Source organism: Pseudomonas sp. MWU12-2029 (assembly GCF_023242425.1).
Taxonomy (GTDB): domain Bacteria; phylum Pseudomonadota; class Gammaproteobacteria; order Pseudomonadales; family Pseudomonadaceae; genus Aquipseudomonas; species Aquipseudomonas kribbensis.
The window spans coordinates 84,619-102,649 of record NZ_JALJDY010000005.1; the positions used below are offsets into that span (position 1 = coordinate 84,619).

General features: G+C 55.7%; 21 protein-coding genes and 1 tRNA gene. 14 read left to right on the plus strand and 8 right to left on the minus strand.

Annotated features, from left to right (window positions below; all coding sequences use genetic code 11):
- Window positions 1–39: 39 nt before the first annotated feature.
- The 9 genes from M5B44_RS13765 to M5B44_RS13805 all read left to right on the plus strand — a co-directional run bounded on the left by M5B44_RS13765 (window position 40) and on the right by M5B44_RS13805 (window position 8,574).
- Entirely contained in the window at window positions 40–672 is a 633-nt protein-coding gene (locus tag M5B44_RS13765; protein WP_248739507.1) for a hypothetical protein, read from the plus strand.
- Between the two features lie 92 nt (window positions 673–764).
- On the plus strand, window positions 765–1,187 hold the full coding sequence (locus M5B44_RS13770) for a hypothetical protein (RefSeq protein ID WP_248739508.1): 423 nt from the start codon (window positions 765–767) through the stop codon (window positions 1,185–1,187).
- A 53-nt stretch (window positions 1,188–1,240) separates the two neighbouring features.
- On the plus strand, window positions 1,241–1,843 hold the full coding sequence (locus M5B44_RS13775; protein WP_248739509.1) for a tail assembly protein: 603 nt from the start codon (window positions 1,241–1,243) through the stop codon (window positions 1,841–1,843).
- Window positions 1,844–1,901: 58 nt separating this feature from the next.
- Window positions 1,902–5,465, plus strand: a complete 3,564-nt coding sequence (locus M5B44_RS13780) for a phage tail protein (RefSeq protein ID WP_248739510.1) — start codon at window positions 1,902–1,904, stop codon at window positions 5,463–5,465.
- A 51-nt stretch (window positions 5,466–5,516) separates the two neighbouring features.
- The gene (locus M5B44_RS13785; protein ID WP_248739511.1) at window positions 5,517–5,825 is read left to right on the plus strand and encodes a hypothetical protein; all 309 of its coding nucleotides are present in this window, start codon (window positions 5,517–5,519) and stop codon (window positions 5,823–5,825) included.
- Complete coding sequence (locus M5B44_RS13790; protein ID WP_248739512.1) at window positions 5,822–6,484, plus strand: hypothetical protein; 663 nt, start codon at window positions 5,822–5,824, stop codon at window positions 6,482–6,484. Before M5B44_RS13785 ends, M5B44_RS13790 begins: the two co-directional genes overlap by 4 nt.
- A gap of 25 nt (window positions 6,485–6,509) precedes the next feature.
- Entirely contained in the window at window positions 6,510–7,733 is a 1,224-nt protein-coding gene (locus tag M5B44_RS13795) for a hypothetical protein (RefSeq protein ID WP_248739513.1), read from the plus strand.
- 4 nt (window positions 7,734–7,737) lie between these two features.
- Complete coding sequence (locus M5B44_RS13800) at window positions 7,738–8,088, plus strand: hypothetical protein (protein ID WP_248739514.1); 351 nt, start codon at window positions 7,738–7,740, stop codon at window positions 8,086–8,088.
- Window positions 8,089–8,148: 60 nt separating this feature from the next.
- A complete protein-coding gene (locus tag M5B44_RS13805; protein WP_248739515.1) occupies window positions 8,149–8,574 on the plus strand; it encodes a cell wall hydrolase in 426 nt (141 codons plus the stop codon).
- Between the two features lie 35 nt (window positions 8,575–8,609).
- On the opposite strand, the gene M5B44_RS29070 is transcribed toward M5B44_RS13805, so the two are convergent.
- Window positions 8,610–8,825 carry a hypothetical protein gene (locus tag M5B44_RS29070; RefSeq protein WP_412546970.1) on the minus strand — a complete coding sequence of 72 codons (216 nt, stop codon included), beginning with the start codon at window positions 8,823–8,825 and terminating at the stop codon, window positions 8,610–8,612.
- On the opposite strand from M5B44_RS29070, the gene rz1 reads away from it, so the two are divergent.
- Window positions 8,818–9,030, plus strand: a complete 213-nt coding sequence (gene rz1, locus M5B44_RS29075; protein ID WP_412546971.1) for a lysis system o-spanin lipoprotein Rz1 — start codon at window positions 8,818–8,820, stop codon at window positions 9,028–9,030. The two genes, M5B44_RS29070 and rz1, sit on opposite strands and share 8 nt — an antisense overlap.
- 27 nt (window positions 9,031–9,057) lie before the next feature.
- On the opposite strand, the gene M5B44_RS13815 is transcribed toward rz1, so the two are convergent.
- The 4 genes from M5B44_RS13815 to M5B44_RS13830 form a co-directional block, all read right to left on the minus strand.
- Window positions 9,058–9,609, minus strand: coding sequence for a GAF domain-containing protein (locus M5B44_RS13815; protein ID WP_248739517.1), 552 nt, complete (start codon window positions 9,607–9,609; stop codon window positions 9,058–9,060).
- A 252-nt stretch (window positions 9,610–9,861) separates the two neighbouring features.
- Window positions 9,862–10,599: a hypothetical protein gene (locus M5B44_RS13820; protein WP_248739518.1), complete on the minus strand. Its 738-nt coding sequence runs from the start codon at window positions 10,597–10,599 to the stop codon at window positions 9,862–9,864.
- Between the two features lie 83 nt (window positions 10,600–10,682).
- Complete coding sequence (locus M5B44_RS13825) at window positions 10,683–10,892, minus strand: hypothetical protein (RefSeq protein ID WP_248739519.1); 210 nt, start codon at window positions 10,890–10,892, stop codon at window positions 10,683–10,685.
- A gap of 264 nt (window positions 10,893–11,156) precedes the next feature.
- A tRNA-Ser gene (locus M5B44_RS13830) sits at window positions 11,157–11,244 on the minus strand.
- A gap of 122 nt (window positions 11,245–11,366) precedes the next feature.
- On the opposite strand from M5B44_RS13830, the gene M5B44_RS13835 reads away from it, so the two are divergent.
- Entirely contained in the window at window positions 11,367–12,038 is a 672-nt protein-coding gene (locus M5B44_RS13835; RefSeq protein WP_027613775.1) for a Bax inhibitor-1/YccA family protein, read from the plus strand.
- 71 nt (window positions 12,039–12,109) lie between these two features.
- Here M5B44_RS13835 and M5B44_RS13840 read toward each other — a convergent pair whose 3' ends face one another.
- Together M5B44_RS13840 and M5B44_RS13845 are read right to left on the minus strand one after the other, a co-directional pair.
- A complete protein-coding gene (locus M5B44_RS13840) occupies window positions 12,110–12,436 on the minus strand; it encodes a YceK/YidQ family lipoprotein (RefSeq protein ID WP_248739520.1) in 327 nt (108 codons plus the stop codon).
- Between the two features lie 40 nt (window positions 12,437–12,476).
- Entirely contained in the window at window positions 12,477–12,914 is a 438-nt protein-coding gene (locus M5B44_RS13845; RefSeq protein ID WP_007955121.1) for an Lrp/AsnC family transcriptional regulator, read from the minus strand.
- A gap of 560 nt (window positions 12,915–13,474) precedes the next feature.
- On the opposite strand from M5B44_RS13845, the gene M5B44_RS28920 reads away from it, so the two are divergent.
- The 3 genes from M5B44_RS28920 (at window position 13,475) to M5B44_RS13860 (ending at window position 16,942) form a co-directional block, all read left to right on the plus strand.
- Window positions 13,475–14,866, plus strand: a complete 1,392-nt coding sequence (locus M5B44_RS28920) for an AAA family ATPase (RefSeq protein ID WP_248739521.1) — start codon at window positions 13,475–13,477, stop codon at window positions 14,864–14,866.
- Window positions 14,863–15,705 carry a DUF4435 domain-containing protein gene (locus M5B44_RS13855; protein ID WP_248739522.1) on the plus strand — a complete coding sequence of 281 codons (843 nt, stop codon included), beginning with the start codon at window positions 14,863–14,865 and terminating at the stop codon, window positions 15,703–15,705. Before M5B44_RS28920 ends, M5B44_RS13855 begins: the two co-directional genes overlap by 4 nt.
- Window positions 15,706–16,048: 343 nt before the next feature.
- The gene (locus tag M5B44_RS13860) at window positions 16,049–16,942 is read left to right on the plus strand and encodes a DMT family transporter (RefSeq protein ID WP_248739523.1); all 894 of its coding nucleotides are present in this window, start codon (window positions 16,049–16,051) and stop codon (window positions 16,940–16,942) included.
- Between the two features lie 3 nt (window positions 16,943–16,945).
- Here M5B44_RS13860 and M5B44_RS13865 read toward each other — a convergent pair whose 3' ends face one another.
- On the minus strand, window positions 16,946–17,986 hold the full coding sequence (locus M5B44_RS13865) for an FUSC family protein (RefSeq protein WP_248739831.1): 1,041 nt from the start codon (window positions 17,984–17,986) through the stop codon (window positions 16,946–16,948).
- Between the last annotated feature and the right edge of the window lie 45 nt (window positions 17,987–18,031).

The window sequence follows — 18,031 nt, forward strand, 5'->3', positions numbered from 1 at the left end:
TGACATTATCCCGGATTGAAATTTCGAATGGATCTAGGAATGTTGAGTCACAAAGAGGTGCGAGCGCAGTGCGTGGCGGCCATGGGGGTGGACTTAGGCGCCATGTATTGCGACCTCAACGATCACCTTCTAGATATCTTGCTGCTTTGGAAGCAATACGAGGCGCTTTTTGGTGTGGATCAGGGGACTGTGAGCGTTCTGAACAAGGCTGCGCCGACATTTTTTAGTGTTGTGCAGGCGCAACTTTGGGACGGTGTGATGCTGGGCATTTCAAGGCTTACCGACCCTCCAGTTAGCGCTGGCAAGAAAACACTTACCATCAAAGCGATTCCGAGCCTGGTAGCTGACCCTAGTGTCAAAGTTAAGGTGGAAGCCGCGATCCACAATGCTTTGATCGAGGCTCAGTTCACAAGGGCGCATCGTAACAAGCGGATCGCACACAATGATCTAGTTCATATTCAGAACCGAGTCGCTAACCCGTTACCGACGGCAAATCGTCAAAAAATCAAAGCTGGATTGGATGCAATCTGTGCGGTGTTAGAGGTTTTGAATGGACACTACCGTCAATCGACAATGCTGTACGACGACCTTATTTTCGATGGCGGGGCCGGAAGCGTTGTGTACTTGCTGAAAGATGCATTGAAACATCGAGATTGTGATTCTGAATTCTGATTGATAAACCGGCCCTGCCTCGCCGGGGCGCGCTTTTTTCATTGCTGCTTGGCTCGGTGGTATCTTGAATTTTTCCCACAGGAGTGACCCGAATGAAACTGATTGTAGGAGCGCTGGCGTTAGCGCTATTGGTGGGGTGTGCATCGTCAGCTATTCCGGTTAGCCAGGCCGATCCGGTACCGCGTGATGAGCTGTACGCGTTTCAAACCAAACCAGCCGGCGAAATCGGCAAGGTAACGGTCGTCCGGGACTCGGGAATGGTTGGATCTGGTTGTGACATCGTCGTGTATGTCGATGGCCGGAAGGCCGCGAAAATCGGCACTGGTCAGCGCGCTTCCTTTTACCTGCCGCCGGGGAATCCAAGTATTGGAGCAGGTCTCGCTGGCTCCGGGCTGTGCGGCGGGGCAGCCATTCGAACGATTTCTGCCAATGTGCAAAGTGGCAAAGAAAGTCTTTACCGAATCAGTGGAGACATGAGCGGCTTCTTTCTCGGACCGTATGTCGATTATCAGTAAATCAATTCGCAATCAGCCGCCTTAGGGCGGTTTTTTTATGCCTGGAGAAAATCATGCAATCGAGCGTTGCTCACTATCAGCCTATGACTACGATCAAGCTGTCCGGGTCTCTTGCGGCCAAGTTTGGCAGAGTTCATCTTCGAGTATTGGATTCTGGCCAGGCTTGGGAAGCGTTCCGAGCATTGAAGGCGACGCTTGAAGGATTCAAGGAGGAGATTCAGCGCCTTGATCGGCTGGGCATGCGCTTTGCGGTGTTTCGCAATCGAAAGAACGTTGGCGAAGCGGAATTTGGCTTGGGTGGCGCAACCGACATTCGTATCGTGCCGGTAATCCACGGAAGCAAGAAGGCTGGGTTGATTCAAACCATTGTCGGTGCAGTCCTGATCGTTGCCGGTACGTTTCTTTCGACCACGCCATTTGGTGCGCCACTGATTGGCGCGGGTATCGGCCTTGTCGCCGGCGGCGTGATCCAAATGCTCAGCCCCCAAGCATCAGGCCTGAAACAGAGCGCTTCCCCGGAAAACGCACCGTCCTACGCCTTCGGCAGCGCTAAGAACACCACGGCCAGCGGCAACCCGGTTCCGATCTGCATCGGAGAGCGCCGGTGGGGTGGGATGATTATCTCGGCGTCGATCTACGCCGAAGACAAAACGTAAGCAGGACAGCAGCACACCAACCGCCCGTGAGGCGGTTTTTTTATGCCTGGAGGAAAGCATGGGCGCAGCGCAACAGATTGAGATCTACGGCGAGAAGGGCGGCAGCAGCAAGCCGAAATCGCCGGTCGAAGCCAGCGACAGCCTGCGCTCGACCAACCTGGCGAAAATTCTAATCGCCGTGGGCGAAGGTGAGTTTAATGGCGTCCCAACCGATTACGACATCTATCTGGACAACACACCGATCCGCGATGCCAGCGGCAATTACAACTTCCCGAACGTGAAATGGGACTGGCGCCCGGGTTCCGTGGATCAGACCTACATCCCGGGCATTCCGGCCGTGGAGAACGAGACGTCGCTGAACGTTGAGTTACGCAGCGATGCACCGTGGGTGCGCTCGATCACCAATATCCAGCTGTCCGCCGTACGTATGCGCTTCGCGTGGCCAGCGCTGCAAAGAGTGGACGATGAAGGCAATGTCGGTGGCTACCGCATCGATTACGCGATCGACCTGGCCACTGACGGTGGCGCCTATCAGCAAGTATATCCAGACGCGGTCGACGGCAAAACCACAACCCGTTATGAGCGCTCGCGCCGTATCGACCTGCCGAACGCCACTACGGGCTGGCAGATCCGCGTGCGCCGCCTGACGCCGAACCAGAACAGCAACAAGATCGCTGACACCATGCTGATCGCCGGTATCACTGAGATCATCGACGCCAAGTTGCGCTACCCGAGCACCGCGCTGCTTTACATCGAGTTCGACGCCGAGCAATTCACCAACATCCCGGCGGTGACCGTGAAGTGCAAGGCCCGGCGCTGGATGGTGCCGAGCAACTACGACCCGATCCTGCGCACCTATACCGGGACGTGGGATGGTTCGATGAAGTCGGCTTGGACCAACAACCCGGCGTGGATCACCTACGGCATCTGCACGAACGAAATGTTCGGCCTTGGCAAGCGCATCAAGCCGTTCATGGTCGACAAGTGGGAGCTGTACCGGATCGCCCAGTATTGCGACCAGCTGGTGCCGAACGGGTTGGGCGGTCAGGAGCCGCGCTTCCTCTGCGATATGAACCTGCAGGGCAAGGCCGATGCCTGGTCGCTGCTGCGCGACATCTCGGCGATTTACCGGGGCATGACCTACTGGGCTCAGGGCCAGCTGGTGATGCAGGCCGACATGCCACGCGCGCAGGACTTCGACTACGTCTTTACCCGGGCCAACGTCATCGACGGGAAGTTCTCGTACGGCAGCGCCTCGGCGAAGACGCGGTACACCCGGGCGCTGGTCAGCTACGACAACCCGGCCAACAACTACGACACCGACGTCATTCCGTTCGCCGACCTGGACCTGCAACGTCGCTACGGCGACCGGCCAACTGAGCTGAGCGCCATTGGCTGCACCCGCGCTTCCGAGGCCCAGCGTCGTGGCAAGTGGGCGATCCTCAGCAACAACCAGGATCGCACCGTGTCGTTCAAGACCGGCATGGAAGGCGTTATCCCGCTGCCGGGGCACATCATCCCGGTGGCGGACTCGCTGCTGGCGGGGCGGGAGGTCGGCGGCCGGATCTCGTCGGCGTCTGGCCGCGTGGTGACGCTCGACCGTGACAGCCAGGCCAAGGCCGGTGATCGACTGATCATCAACTTGCCGGGCGGGCGCGCTGAGGGCCGCACCGTGCAGAGCGTCAACGGCCGCGCGGTGACCGTCACAACCAACTACAGCGAGCCGCCGATCGCGCAACTGCAATGGGCGATCGACGCGGATGACCTGGCGATTCCGCTGTATCGCGTGCTGCGAACCAAACGCACCACCGAAGGCGACTTTGAAATCAGCGCTCTACAGTACGAGCCGAGCAAATTCGCCTACATCGATACCGGTGCCCGCCTGGAAGAGCGGCCGATCAGCGTGATCCCAATCACCGTGGTTCCGGCGCCGGCGAGCGTGACTGTCGTTTCGACGTCGTCGGTCATTCAGGGGCTGGCCGTGGCCACCATGACCATCAGCTGGCCAGCCGTGGATGGCGCGGTCGGTTATGACGTGGAGTGGCGCAAGGACAGCGGCAACTGGATCAAACTGCAACGTACCGGCATGACCAACGTGGACGTGGTCGGGATTTACGCCGGTGCCTACGTGGCCCGCGTCCGTGCGGTGAGTGCTTATGACATCACGTCGATCTGGCGCAACTCGATCCTGACCAACCTCAGCGGCAAGCAAGGGCTGCCACCGGCACTCAGCTATCTGACGGCCACGCCACTGCTGTTCGGGATCTACTTGAAGTGGGGTTTCCCGGCGGGCGCCGAAGACAGCCAGCGGACTGAGATCTGGTACAGCCAGACAACGCAGCTCGACATGGCCACCAAGCTGACCGACCTGGCTTACCCGCAAAGTGACTTTTCCATGCTCGGCCTGCGCGCCGGCGTGACGTTCTATTTCTGGGGACGGATCGTCGACAAGATCGGCAACATCGGGCCGTGGTATCCGATCGGTATGGGTGTGCAGGGGCAGTCGAGTTCAGACGCGGCGGCGATTCTGGAAATGATCGCCGGCGAAATCGGCCGCACGGAGTTGGGCAAGGACATCCTCGACGAGATCGACAAAATCCCGGGGCTGCAGGCGCAGATCGATGCGCTCGACGGCCTGAAGACTTACAACCCCGATGACACATACGAGGAGTACGACCTGGTTGTGGTTGGCAAGCGCATCTACCAGGCCACCGGTCCGGTCCCGCGCGATACACCTCCGCCGAATCCAGCCTATTGGCTCGATGTCGGGCAAACCGTGCAAACCGCCAACGGGCTTGCGCAGCAGGTGACGACCAATACCGCTGAAATCACTGAACTTGATGGTGTGGTCACGGCGCAGGCGACGGCGTTTCAGGCGCTTCGCGCCTCCTGGCGTGATGACGACGGCCAGGGAGATCTCGATGGCGCTCTAAAAGAGTGGGGAAGCACGGCCGCAATCGCAAGCGAGGAGAAGGTAAGGGCGTCGGAGAATCTGGCACTCGCGCAGAAAACCGAGACCTTGTCGGTAGCGGTTGGCGAAAACGAGGCGAACGTTACCGATCTTCGCCAGACGGTCGCGACCGACAAGGAAGCGACTGCGCAGGCCATCACTCAAGTGACTGCGAAGGTTGGCGAGAATACTGCCGCCATTCAGGAAACGGCCACGGCTTTTGCTGATGTAAACGGCAATCTGAAAACGATGTGGTCGGTGAAGATGCAGGTCACGGCGAACGGGCAATACGTTGCTGCCGGTATTGGCCTGGGCATCGAAAACGTGAACGGCGTGTTTCAAAGCCAGTTTCTGGTCGCCGCAGATCGGTTCGCCATCGTCAACACGATTGCCGGCGGGGCCATCTCGGTACCGTTCGCGGTGCAGGGTGGCCAGGTGTTCATGAATTCGGCGTTCATCGCTGACGGCACGATCACCAACGCCAAGATCGGCAGCTACATCAGCTCGACCAACTACATCGCCGGCCAGCAAGGCTGGATTCTCAACAAGGACGGAACGCTGGAGATCAACGGCATCGTGCCAGGTCAGGGGCGGCTGGTGATCAACTCGTTGAACGTCTCGGTCTACGACGCCAATAACGTGCTGCGTGTCCGTCTCGGCTATTTGGGGTGATTGATGGCTTTATTTGGCCTGCGTGTCTTTGACGAGAATGGATTTCTCGCCATGGACACCAACTCGTTTACGTACCAGGTGCTGTGGCAGGGCGTAATCGACTTCAGCGGAACGGTGCCCAGCTACACCCTGAACATTTCCGGTTTCAACCCGGCCAACTGCGTGTTCATGATCATCCCGACCCGGGCGCAGGACGTGCAAACGGCGGAGGCAGATCCCCTCGGAAATGCGAAGTCTTACCCCTACGTCACGACGGCGGCTGGGCAAGTGGTTGTAAGGCCGAAGAACCCTTCTGCAAGCGCCTCGACGGGGGGATCACGGATTGTCGCCAAGGGTTACGCGATCAGGTACTCGACATGAGCTATGGCTTTCAGAGCATCAACGACAATTCGTTTGTGCAAATCGATTCGGACGCGCCACGACTCTGCATGCTGACCAAAGGCTCTTACTCTGGGAGCACCAACGTCACGGCCGTGTTCGCGAGAGCAGTCACAAGCGCCGATCCTCCGATTGTGTTCATTCGCCCGACGCAGACCGGAGTAGTGCAGGTTCCGATTTCGGTCTGGTTTACGGGTGGCCCGGGCAACTGGACCGGGTTCTCAATGAAGGCATCAGTTGTCGACGCAACACTCAGCGGTCTTTATTTCGTAGCGGCCTGGGCGTCCATGGGCACCGCGACTTACGGAATGCGTTTGTGGGATCAAAACGGCGCCCTTGTCTACGACAGTGGGGCACCGGCGGTGGTGGTGACGTCCGCTGCCGGTAACTGGGTCTACAGCGGAAGCGAGGAATTGACCGTCGGCCGCCGCTATATCTGGGCAATCAGCAAAGCGCTCGGCGCCGGTGAATACATTTCACTGAATCCGTTTGCGATGAACTGCCACAACAACGCAAACGGCGGCGGGTGTGCGCTGGGTGTTGATTACGCAAACGGTCGCATTTTGATGTACAGCCTTGCTACTACAGCTTGGACCGATCAGGGCCACCGGCCTTTCCTCTGCGCCAAATTGCTGGCCTGAAACTCAAGCCTTCTGGAGAAACTCAATGCCCTGGTACAAATCAGGAACGGTGTCTGTCACCCAAAATTCCAGTGCCGTGATCGGCGCCGGCACGGCGTTTCTTGCAAACGGTCGTGTGGGCGATGCTTTTCGCGGTCCGGACGGCAACTGGTATGAAGTCGTCAACATTGCCAGTGATACCGCGCTGGCCATCTCGCCGAGTTATCAGGGATCAACTGCGACGGGCGGGGTGTATGCGCTGGCCCCGATGCAGGGCTACGTCAAGGACTCGGCAGACGCGCTGCGCGCTCTGATGAATCAATTCGGCAGCGTACTCGCGGTGCTGGGCAACACAGGCACCACCGAGGGAGTGCGAGCTGCACTCAATCTATCCAGCTCCGACGGCCTGCCCGAGGGGGCCGTCAACAAATATATGACGGGGAGTGGAGTCCGAAACACAACGCTGACCGGGCTTGTTGTCCCCGATCCGGCAGCCATTTCGGGCACTGATCCGATTCTGACTGCGTTCGGCAAGCTCCAGGCTCAGGCATCCCAAAACGCAGCGGCGGCTGCAAATGCGTCGAAGCTGGGTGTTGGAAAAGAGTACATCGAAGGCCTTCGCATGAAATGGGTGAGTGCGAACTCGATATCGGTCACGACAGGGATTGCCAGCATTCCTTCCGGCGGTGCTCCGCTGATCGTCCCGGCCGCGATTACCGTTTCCGGCCTGACCCTCAGTGCAAGCACCATGTATCACGTTTACCTGTACAGCAATGCGGGAGTGCCAGCCATTGAAGTGTCCACCACGGCACCGGTGCTTTACTCCGGAACCGCCCGGGCGAAATCCGGCGACACCTCCCGGCGGTACATTGGCTCTGTGCTTTCGAAAACTGCGAACACACTGATGAAGTTCACGCATGCCGAGGACCGCATTGCTTATGGGGAAAACCTGTTTGGGGCACCGTTCCTGCTGGTATCCGGCGCGGTAATCGTCGCGCAGACCGTCAGTTGCCTTACCGTTGTGCCCGTCGCGGCCTCGCATTTGAGCTGTCTGTTTCAAAACGCCGCGACAGACTCGATCGCCAGGTTGGGGAATCCAGATCTCCAGGCCCCGGTTTCCTCATCCGCGCACAGCTTCTTCGTACTGGCCGGCGGGTCCTATTACTGCGACTTGCCCCTGAGCAGCACCCAATCATTCCAATGGCGTCACGACGGGGCGGCCAGTGCCTTGTTCAACGTGTACGCGAACGGATACCTGTTTGAGAGGTAACAACATGCCGTATGCAATAAAGGAAGACGGCCAGCTTCGTTCGGTGAGCGCGGACATGGCGCTTGAAGCTGACGAAACGCTGGTGGACGAGCTGCCGGAGTGGCTCTTGAGAAAGCTCGAAGAAATGGACGCGGTGGCCGGTCGAATCGCGCGGGAGGCCAGTTGGCGTGGTGAAGAGCTCGCCGTGACTGCGAGACAGCTGGAAGCCCTGGAAGAAGCTGAAGCTGATGTGCCGCCGGCGGATCTGCTGGCCGGAACCCGCAAGGACTGGCTCAAGTATCGCGGACAGTTGAGCAATTGGAAAGATGGTGCCGAATACTTCCCGGATTCGAACCATCGCCCAGTCCGCCCGTAAACAAAATCACACCCAAGCAACCCGCCGCTGAGCGGGTATTTTTTTGTCTGGAGAAAGCTGATGACCATTACCGAGAAAGACCGCGACATTCTTGCCCGAACTCTTTGGGGCGAGGCTCGCGGCGAATCGTTGGCCGGCCAAGTGGCTGTGGCGTGGACCATTCGGAACCGTGTATTCGACGGCAAGAGCAATTCATGGTGGGGGGAGGGCTACGCTGGTGTGTGCCAGAAGCCTTACCAGTTCAGCTGCTGGAACAAGAACGACCCGAACTATCCGTTTCTGAGCGGTGCGCGGCAGATACCATTTCGTGAACTGGCCCAAGCGCGTGGTGCGGCTGATCAGGTGATCGACGGGAAAGTGCCGGATCCCACCGGTGGGGCCACTCACTACTACGCGCTGTCCATGAAGACGCCACCGGGCTGGGCCGCGAAAGCGAAGCAAACTCTGAGGCAGGGCGGGCACGTCTTCTTCAAGGATGTGCCGTAATGGTGATCCCTTGGAAAGCTATCGGCGCAGCGGTGCTAGTGCTGGTCGGCGCTGCTGTCGCTTGGCAGCTCCAGGACTGGCGTTACGGGAAGCAACTGGCCCAGCAGGCAAGGCTGCACACCGAAACCCTCTACCAGCTGACGATGGCGGCCGCCACCGCGCAGCAGGCCGAGCAGGACAAGCGGCTGGCGCTCGAGCAGCGGCTGGCTGCCAGCGACAAAACCCACTCCGAGAAAATGACCAATGCCCAAAAAGACCAGGCTCTTCTGCGCGATCGCCTTGCCACTTCTGATTTGCGGTTGTCAGTCCTCCTCGACGCGGGGTCAACCGGTGGCTGTTCAGTGCCTGCCGCCACCGGCGCCGGCGGCGTGGATCATGCAACCGTACGCGCCCAACTTGACCCGGCGCATGCTCAACGAATTATCGCCATCACCGGTGAAGGTGATCGGGGATTGATTGCGCTGCAGGCGTGCCAAGCCTATATCAGGAGCGTCCTTGTTCCGTAACATATGATTCGGTACTGCTATATCCGCTCCCGGATTCCGCCAGATTTGAATAAAAGATGCAGCCGATCAGTCGCGCAAACAGGCCTAAGGTGTCGGCTAGATCGGGGTCCTCATATATGACAGCCCTTGAATCTAAAGCACATAGCGCTCCCCAAAGTTGCCCGTCAGGAAGAAAAATTGGAGCTCCTGCATAACTTTCAATCAAATATTGCTTCACAACCGGACGTGTCGAGAACCTACCGTCTTGACTGATTTGGGGCACAAAGAGCACTTGTGGATCTCGTCGGAATTCACTGCAGAGTGTGGTCTCCAATTCCAATGTATCTCCGGTGTTTATCCCAAGTTCGATTGGATCGTATGCGGAGCAGACTATCCATTCCGATTCCGTGAATTTTGCGATTGCCGCAAAACGTGCTCCTGTCAGGCGTGTAACGAGCTGCAAAATATTTGTAGTCGCCTCGATTTCAGCGATAGAGGAACGCTCCTCTGCGCTTAGCGATGCTCTGGCGATGGTGTCACTGAGAGGCATGCATTCTTCTCCGGCAATGAAATAGTCGATTTGTCAGCTGACACGTTTGATGCCGCCCATATTGATTCTTACCAGATTCGATTCGTTCAATTGAACAAATCCTCCGTGACGGCACGATGATCATTTTTCAGAAGGGCAGCGAACGGCCCGAGAGGCAATAAAGAAGGGGTTTACACCAATTTTGGATCGGAACGGAACAGTACCTGAAATCGCTTCCTTCAGATCAAATTTGCGATCTTCATGTCGGATCGATCAATTCACCGCCTTGAATGCAAACAACCTGATGGGCTTCGTCACAAAACCTTTTCCGGCGCAGGTTGGGCAGTCTTCGCGAGTGCCAAAGCGGTCGAGACAGGTAGGGCAGGTGCAGAACGCCGAAGATTCGATGTGTGGTCGAACCTTTTCAAAAGCGCGCAGATCGCGCTCTTCCTGTGCGACCTGGCGAGCGTCAACCAGCGCGCGATACGTATCAGGGTCGTCAATTGGCCGGTAGTCGACGCCACCGATGACCCGCTCTGTTTCGACCAGCTGGTATCGCTGCCCATACATGGCCAGGATCAGTCCTGAAATTTTGCCAATGTTTCTGGAGAGACCCAGATTGAGATATATGCCTTCTGGACCAGAGTAAATCTTCCCGTCGTACGCGGATGACGCGCCTCGCGGCGTGGGATATGCGAAGTTGAATATGGACCGGCTGATGGTGCCCAGCAGCTTTCCGTTGTCGATCTGCACGACTTTGTAAGTCGACGCGCCGCGGTAATGGCCAGGCGAGTTCTGCAGCTCTTCAACGGCGTGCCAGTAGGCAGCGTCGGCCATCTCGTTCATCTCGAACTGTTCAAGCCGGTCGATAAGTCCCTCTGTTTGCAGCGCAGCTGACATCTCATGAAGGGTTTGGCGGTGCCCCTCTGGGTTTTGCATGCGGAAATCTTGATCATCGAGAGTTGAGCGCCATCGCTGGAGTCGGAGGGCTTTCGCCTGATCGAAATTCATGGGAACGGATTCACTGTACAAATGCTGTATGCATGTACAGTAATTGAGGCGAGGCTGTTGGGCGAGTGTGAAGCGACGAGCTGTCAGTCGGGTGTCATCAACACGGCGAGGGTCATCTTGATGAACTCCTCATTCCGATCGATTGCGGCCAGAGACTGGCGAACGTTTTCCGCCACGTCGGTGGATCCGCGCTGCTCCACCCAGAGGGTCAGCTCCATGATGGCAGCCTCAAGGGCGAGTTGGTTTTCGTTGATTTTGAAGAGCAGGGAAGGGAGCAGATCTGAATTGGACATTGCGGTTTCCTCCGTGGACGAAACCAGAGTAGCAGGGGAAGTTTTCGGTCGGCAGAACGCCGGGGAGGGACGTGCAAGGTATGCGCAATGTGCATATCGCAGGTTATGGTGAAGGCCGCCGGCTGCGATGGTAATTCGATTTCGGCAGCTTAGTTTTAGGACGCGTCCGAAAACGCTGCAACGAATCGATCTTTCTGCATTGGCGCAATCCAACCTCCAGAAACAACAAAGCCCTGAATAATCAGGGCTTTGTCGTATCAAATATGGCGGAGGCGATGGGATTCGAACTCATGGACCTGTTACAGTCGACGGTTTTCAAGACCGTTGCCTTAAACCACTCGGCCACACCTCCGTTGCGTTGCGGGCGCCATAATACCTGAATGAAACACACTGTCAAACTCTGTGCATGGCTTGTTACAGAGCGTCTGTTATCATCTTTGCGACTGAACGTTTCAAACCAACAGGAGTGTCGCCATGCGCGAACAGGATTACGCAGTTCACAACAGCGTGCAGGCTGAGCAGCTAGAGGTTAGCCGCGTCCTGCGCAACACATACGGCTTGCTGGCGCTCACCCTCGCTTTCAGCGGTGTGATGGCTTTCGTGGCCCAGCAGATGCGCGTCGGCTACCCGAACATTTTCGTGGTGCTGATCGGTTTCTACGGCTTGTTCTTCCTCACCAACAAACTCCGTGATTCGGCCTGGGGCCTGGTGTCCGCGTTTGCCCTGACCGGTTTCATGGGTTTCCTGCTCGGCCCGATCCTCAACCGTTACCTGGGCATGCAGGGCGGTGCTGAAGTGGTCAGCTCCGCGTTCGCGATGACTGCACTGGTGTTCGGTGGTCTGTCGGCCTACGTGCTGATCACCCGCAAGGACATGAGCTTCCTCGGTGGCTTCATCACCGCCGGTTTCTTCGTGTTGCTGGGTGCGACGCTGGCGAGCATGTTCTTCCAGATCAGCGGCCTGCAACTGGCGATCAGCGCAGGTTTCGTACTGTTCTCGTCGGTCTGCATCCTGTTCCAGACCAGCGCCATCATCCACGGCGGCGAGCGCAACTACATCATGGCGACCATCAGCCTGTATGTATCGATCTACAACCTGTTCATCAGCCTGTTGCAGATCTTCGGCATCATGAGCCGCGACGACTGATTGCTACACCGCTATAAACAAGAAACCCGCGAAAGCGGGTTTTTTGTTGTCTGCGAAAAAGAGAGCTGCGATCAATTGATCACGATGCTGCCATCGGCCTGTTGCTTATAGATCGTGTAGGGCAACAGCAATGTATCGAGCACTCCCGACACGGCCGCATCGACCAGCAGGCCCGGCGTCGCGTTCTTGTAGTTGAACGCATCGACGTCATCCGGCTTTTCGGCGTGCAGCATACAGAAGTCGTACGTCACGCCACTGTAGATACGCGGTACCGCGCCGCAGTAGCTTTTGTTCGCTTTCAACTGCTCCGTGGAATGCTTGTCACTGAACGCTACGGTCTGCACCGTCCCGCACCCAGCCAGCATCAACACCGCCAGCATCATTGCCTGAATTTTCATGCCGCCAATCCTTCGCCGGAAAAAACTCAATCTACGCTGCTCAGGCCATCGGCGGCAATCGCCGTTTCACCGGGGTCTTCTTGACGATCGCAGTATTGGTTTCCGCCAGCGTATTCAGCCGATCAAGCAGGGTGTCCAGCTGTTCCATCGAACGCACATGCAGACGGGCAATGAAGCAGTCTTCGCCGGTGACCTTGTCGCACTCGGTGAACTCCGGAATCGACATAATCTGCCGCTCGACTTCCTGGAGCTGCCCCGGCAATGGCCGCACCCGGACAATCGCCTGCAACTGATAACCGAAGCATTTCGGATCGATCTCCACGGTGTAGCCCTTGAGCACACCGCGTTCCTCCAGGCGGCGCAAACGCTCGGCCACACTCGGCGAGGACAACCCGCTGATCTGCGCCAGCGCCTTGAGCGAGCGCCGCGAATCCTCCATCAAGGCCCCGATCAGGATCTGGTCGATATCGTCAGTCATACAAAAAAAATCTCCCACATTAGGCAATCACGGCAATCTGCACGAAAAATAGATCAGATAGTTTGGGTTGGCGCCTGCTCCAGCATAGCGTTGTTCCCGCTAGGGTTGTTATTACAAACGGTATGTATTGCTAGAGTTGATTGCCAAAAAATAAGCACTACGACTTAGGCGCAACAACGATCGCACTGCCAATTTTTAGTGAGTTTTCTGTGGGTACGAAGTGATGGTTGAGAGTGGTATTGGCATTCTTTTGAACTTGTGCAGTAAGGCATCTCACTTGTCCTATACCTAAACCTCGACCGCGCTTAAATTTTTGTGATGAGAAAATTTTGATTTGTTCAGGCCTTTGCACTGTTGACGAGATGTCATGAATAAACAAAATTTCCGGGAATGTAGAAATATTGAGGTTTGGCATTTGACAAGGCTGGGTGGGAGCTGCTATGGAGGGGCGTATCGTACTTGAGGCTATTTCTTTTTTAGGCGGCTATGTGCCATTATTGAGTGCGCATTTTTTTGCCATGGGCGTGTATCTAATTAACCATCATTCATGGAGATAGATAGTGGATCTTTTTATTTCAAGTATTAAGGTTGAAAAGCTTTTTGGTCTTTATAGTTATGATTTAAAGATTCCTTTTGAGAGTTCTGAAGCCTCTATACTCTATGGTGATAATGGAGTTGGTAAGAGTACAGTGCTGCGGCTTGCATTTCATTTGCTTTCTGCAGATAACGAAAGGGGGCACAGAAATGCTCTTTATAATACTGTATTTGAAAAGTTAGAGGTTTCCCTTGGGACGGGGGTGCTGGTCACGGCGCTTAGAAACAAAAATATACTTGAGCTTAGAATATTGGAAGGGACTAAGCTAGTTGCTGGATGGGATTTTACCCCTAGAGTAAAATCGTTTATAGGGGAAGAGGCAGGGTCGGAGCGATATGTAGTTACTGAAGAGCTGCTCAGAAGCGTTTTGGGTAAAAGCTATCCCTTAACGAAAAATCGTAAAAACCCACTTATTGATCAAGATAAGTATCTGGAGTCGCTAAAAAGATTGATGCCGTCGGTTTTTATTTTGAATGCCGACAGGCGGTTGGATAGTGACGCGGTCGCAGATCCTTCAGATGAGGTTGAGTATCGAAAGATGATGAGGGTTTCAGAACCTCGTCGGATTAATGATTTGGTCGTTCGCTCTAGAGAAATTGCATTGTCACAGGCGCTCAATGCTGCATCTAAGTGGATAAATAAAGAAGCATTGTTGGGTGCGAACCAAGGGTCCATGGATGCGCACTCTGTTTATTTAGATGTTCTAAAGCATTTAATACGTCCTGTTAGTTTGAAAAAGGAACTCGATTCGGTTGAGGAGTTAATTGGTCTGGATGCCATAGGTGGATTGGTCGAGCGGCTTGATCATATCAGAGAGCGTACGTATCAACTGGCAACTTACGAGCTGGTGTCGTCTCTAGAGGTTGAAGATTTTAAACGAGTGTTAAATCGAGCTAGTGGAGATACTGCGTCGATCGCTGTGCGAGTTATTAAGCCATATATTAAAAGTTTGGAAGGGCGACTGGAAGCGCTAAATACTGTATATGAAATTGTTGATGTTTTTGTAAGTGTGGTTAACGATTACTTAAGTGATAAAAGCATTGAGTATACACTTAGTTCTGGTTTTGTTATAAGAAACCGTTTGGGTGACGAGCTTTCTCCTGCGCAGCTTTCATCAGGTGAACAACAGCTTTTGCTGCTATTTTGTTATGTTCTTTCTGCGCGTGATAGTGCAAGTGTGTTCATGATTGATGAGCCGGAAATATCGCTGAATATTAAGTGGCAAAGGGCGCTTATTCAGACTCTATTGGATGTGACAAAGGGCGCAAGTATTCAATTTGTTTTTGCCTCTCACTCAATGGAGTTGATTTCTCAACATCGACGACGTGTTGTGAAGTTGGAGGGGGTTAAAGCATGAACTTGCCTCGTAGATCTGTTGAAGATATTGTAACTAGATACGAGCTGGAACCGGAAATCCGGGATGTGTATGTTGAGGGTGTATTTGATAGGGAGATATTGACACAGTGCTTGCGCAAGAGAGGTGATAAGGTAAAGGTTGTTTATGAAATAGACAGTGTAGATGTAAGTGGAGAGCTGCTTGATAAATACGGCTTGACATCCGGGAATAAGCAACGGGTTATCGCTTTCGCCAAAGAACTTTCAGGTCGAGGGGTGGAGAACTCCTATCACTGTTTGGTTGATCGCGATTTGGATCATTGGTTTAATCCATTGGAATCGATTTCTGGGTTGATGTGGACGAAATATAACTCTATAGAATTGTATTTTTTAACAGAGGATATATTGCATTCTATATTGGTTGCTACAGCAAAATCGAAAATTTCTGATTGGAGTGTGTTTTTTTCAAGTTTTATAGATGTGCTTGCTGAACTTTATGCGATGCGATTGGCGGATCGTGAGCTTGATTTGAACTTATCGTGGGTGGATCTGGATAAGGATTTAGGTTGTGCAGGTAGTAAGTTGAGTCTCGATTCCTTAGGGTTGGTTGATAGGCTTATTAATAAGAATTCGGTGTTTGATAAGAAGGTGGCGTTTGTAGAGGCAACAGCGTTATGGGTGGGTAAGCTAGAGGGGGACCCGCGACTTCACATTCGTGGGCACGATTTTGTAAAAATGGTTGCGTGGGTTATTAAGTCGTTGAAGGGATTAAAAATCTTTAGTAGCGATGAAGCCGTTGAAAGGATGCTTGTACTTGTGAGCGGGCACGTTGATGACTTATCTGAATTGATAAAAGACTGAGAGGGCAATGGTCTAAATTCGGTAGATGGTGATTGGCCGGTGTTTCTTGATTATTGCTTGAACTCCAGAGCCATGCTCTCTCGGAAGTCTCAATCGCTCAGAACGGAACACGCGACATGCGTCTTTTCTGCGGCAGCGTCTTCAAGGAGGGGCGTAAGTCTTTACAACCGTGCGGATATGAGTTTGGTCGATATCGTCGGTCATACAAATAACTCCCGCATTAGGCAAATGACGCAAACCACCCTTGATAAAAAAGGCGGAATTCGAGTTTAGCCTGCTTTTTGCGCTGGAGAAGCTCCGGTCTCGCTTGGCATACTTTTGCCACACATTAAGGAGATTGATGATGGACAAAACAATCCGTCGCGGCTCATTCGAAATGACCGCTGCCATGTTGATATCCGGGACGATCGGCTGGTTTGTGCTGGTGTCCGGGCAGCCTGTACTGGATGTGGTGTTCTGGCGCTGCGTATTCGGCGCCGGGACTTTGCTGCTGATTTGCGCCGCTTTCGGCTTCTTGCGCCCAGGCATTCTGACCCGCACCACGTTCCTGTTGGCGGTACTCAGCGGCATGGCGATTGTCGGCAACTGGGTGCTGTTGTTCGCCTCGTATTCGCGGGCCTCGATTGCCATCGGTACGGCGGTGTACAACGTGCAGCCGTTCATGCTGGTGGGATTGGCGGCGCTGTTTCTGGGCGAGAAGATCACCCTGCAAAAGCTGTTCTGGCTGGCGATTTCGTTTATGGGAATGCTGGCCATCGTCAGTGCCCACGGCGGGCAGGGCGAGGGCGGCAATGATTACCTGATGGGCATCGCGCTGGCGCTGGGGGCGGCGTTTCTGTACGCCATTGCCGCGTTGATCATCAAGCGACTGACTGGCACGCCGCCACACCTGATCGCGCTGATACAGGTCTGCACGGGTGTGTTGCTGCTGGCACCGTTCGCCCACTTGAACGCGCTGCCACAGGCGCCGAGTGCCTGGGCCAGCCTGGTGACGCTGGGCATCGTCCACACCGGTCTGATGTACGTCTTGCTCTACGGCGCGATCCAGAAACTGCCGACGGCGCTGACCGGCGCACTGTCGTTCATCTACCCGATTGCGGCGATTTTCGTCGACTGGTTCGCCTTCGGCCACCAACTGCAGACCCTGCAATGGGTTGGCGTGGCGGCGATCCTGTTGGCCGCCGCCGGGATGCAACAGGGCTGGGGCTTCAAGTCGCGGCGTCTGGCGGCGCAGTAACCCTCAGATGTTCCAGCGTGGCGCCGTCTTCGCCAGGCGCTGGCGCATCTCGCCGATGTTGGACGCCAGTTGCCGGGTCAGCAGACGGTAACCGTCGAGTGGGCTGTAGACCGGCGCATCGAGGCTGGCGTCCGGCAATTCCACCGGGCGCCCGAGACGCTGGGTTGCACCGGTTTTCAGGGCCCGGGCCATGCCGATCAGTTGCACACGGATCTGCCGGTGTTCGGCCTTCAAGGCTGATTGCAGATGCGCCATCGCTTCAGGGTCGCTGGTGTCCGGCCGGGTATTGCCGAGGATTTCCAGGGTGCTGATACACATGCGCAGGTTGCGCTGGATCGCGTCCAGTTCGGTCATCGAGACCTTCACTTCCTTGGACACCGACGGCATCAGCGAGCGCAGTTGCACCATCACCGTGTTCAACCGACCCATCAGTTTCAGATGTTCATCGGCGGAAACCGGCTCGCCGCTGATGATCCGCCCGTACACGGTGGCGCAATCGCGCAACGCGTCGGCCAGGTTGTAGCGCCACGAATACACCGCATACAGCGGCAGGGCGAAGGAAAAGGCCAGGGCCAGGGCGATACCGATCAGGATATCGACCCCGCGCCACAGCCCGTCGGTGATCGGGTTGTCGCCATGCCCGGCGACGATGAAAACGGTGATGGCCGAGAGCAGGGCGGTGTAGCCACCCTTGCCGATGGCGTGATACGAGAAGAATCCGCACACCACCGCCATTGCAAAATAGGTCAGCCACGGCAGACCGAGCCAGGCCTGTTGCGCCACCAGTAACAGGCCGACGCCGGCGCCGATCAAGGTGCCGGTGGCGCGTTCGGCGGCTTTCTTGCCGATGTTGCCGTGATGCTGCAAGCCGCCGATGACCACCAGCATGGTCACCGACGCCCATTCGCCGTGGGGCAGGTTGATGCCGGTGGTCAGCAGGATCGTCGCCAGCAACCCCAGCGCTACCCGCACCGCATGAATCAACCGCGCATGCCGGTAGCGACGGTACGGGTCCAGCAATGGCCGCAGAATCCGCCGCAACAGTGGCGGCCAGCGGTGAGGGCTGAAAGTGCTCAGCGGTGATTCCTC

What these genes read in the sequence shown, in the direction of transcription:
- M5B44_RS13765 (WP_248739507.1), top strand. Translation starts at nt 40, where the DNA reads ATGTTGAGTCACAAAGAGGTGCGAGCGCAGTGCGTGGCGGCCATGGGG.
- M5B44_RS13770 (WP_248739508.1), top strand. Translation starts at nt 765, where the DNA reads ATGAAACTGATTGTAGGAGCGCTGGCGTTAGCGCTATTGGTGGGGTGT.
- M5B44_RS13775 (WP_248739509.1), top strand. Translation starts at nt 1,241, where the DNA reads ATGCAATCGAGCGTTGCTCACTATCAGCCTATGACTACGATCAAGCTG.
- M5B44_RS13780 (WP_248739510.1), top strand. Translation starts at nt 1,902, where the DNA reads ATGGGCGCAGCGCAACAGATTGAGATCTACGGCGAGAAGGGCGGCAGC.
- M5B44_RS13785 (WP_248739511.1), top strand. Translation starts at nt 5,517, where the DNA reads ATGGACACCAACTCGTTTACGTACCAGGTGCTGTGGCAGGGCGTAATC.
- M5B44_RS13790 (WP_248739512.1), top strand. Translation starts at nt 5,822, where the DNA reads ATGAGCTATGGCTTTCAGAGCATCAACGACAATTCGTTTGTGCAAATC.
- M5B44_RS13795 (WP_248739513.1), top strand. Translation starts at nt 6,510, where the DNA reads ATGCCCTGGTACAAATCAGGAACGGTGTCTGTCACCCAAAATTCCAGT.
- M5B44_RS13800 (WP_248739514.1), top strand. Translation starts at nt 7,738, where the DNA reads ATGCCGTATGCAATAAAGGAAGACGGCCAGCTTCGTTCGGTGAGCGCG.
- M5B44_RS13805 (WP_248739515.1), top strand. Translation starts at nt 8,149, where the DNA reads ATGACCATTACCGAGAAAGACCGCGACATTCTTGCCCGAACTCTTTGG.
- rz1 (WP_412546971.1), top strand. Translation starts at nt 8,818, where the DNA reads ATGCCCAAAAAGACCAGGCTCTTCTGCGCGATCGCCTTGCCACTTCTG.
- M5B44_RS13815 (WP_248739517.1), bottom strand. Translation starts at nt 9,609, where the DNA reads ATGCCTCTCAGTGACACCATCGCCAGAGCATCGCTAAGCGCAGAGGAG.
- M5B44_RS13820 (WP_248739518.1), bottom strand. Translation starts at nt 10,599, where the DNA reads ATGAATTTCGATCAGGCGAAAGCCCTCCGACTCCAGCGATGGCGCTCA.
- M5B44_RS13825 (WP_248739519.1), bottom strand. Translation starts at nt 10,892, where the DNA reads ATGTCCAATTCAGATCTGCTCCCTTCCCTGCTCTTCAAAATCAACGAA.
- M5B44_RS13835 (WP_027613775.1), top strand. Translation starts at nt 11,367, where the DNA reads ATGCGCGAACAGGATTACGCAGTTCACAACAGCGTGCAGGCTGAGCAG.
- M5B44_RS13840 (WP_248739520.1), bottom strand. Translation starts at nt 12,436, where the DNA reads ATGAAAATTCAGGCAATGATGCTGGCGGTGTTGATGCTGGCTGGGTGC.
- M5B44_RS13845 (WP_007955121.1), bottom strand. Translation starts at nt 12,914, where the DNA reads ATGACTGACGATATCGACCAGATCCTGATCGGGGCCTTGATGGAGGAT.
- M5B44_RS13855 (WP_248739522.1), top strand. Translation starts at nt 14,863, where the DNA reads ATGAACTTGCCTCGTAGATCTGTTGAAGATATTGTAACTAGATACGAG.
- M5B44_RS13860 (WP_248739523.1), top strand. Translation starts at nt 16,049, where the DNA reads ATGGACAAAACAATCCGTCGCGGCTCATTCGAAATGACCGCTGCCATG.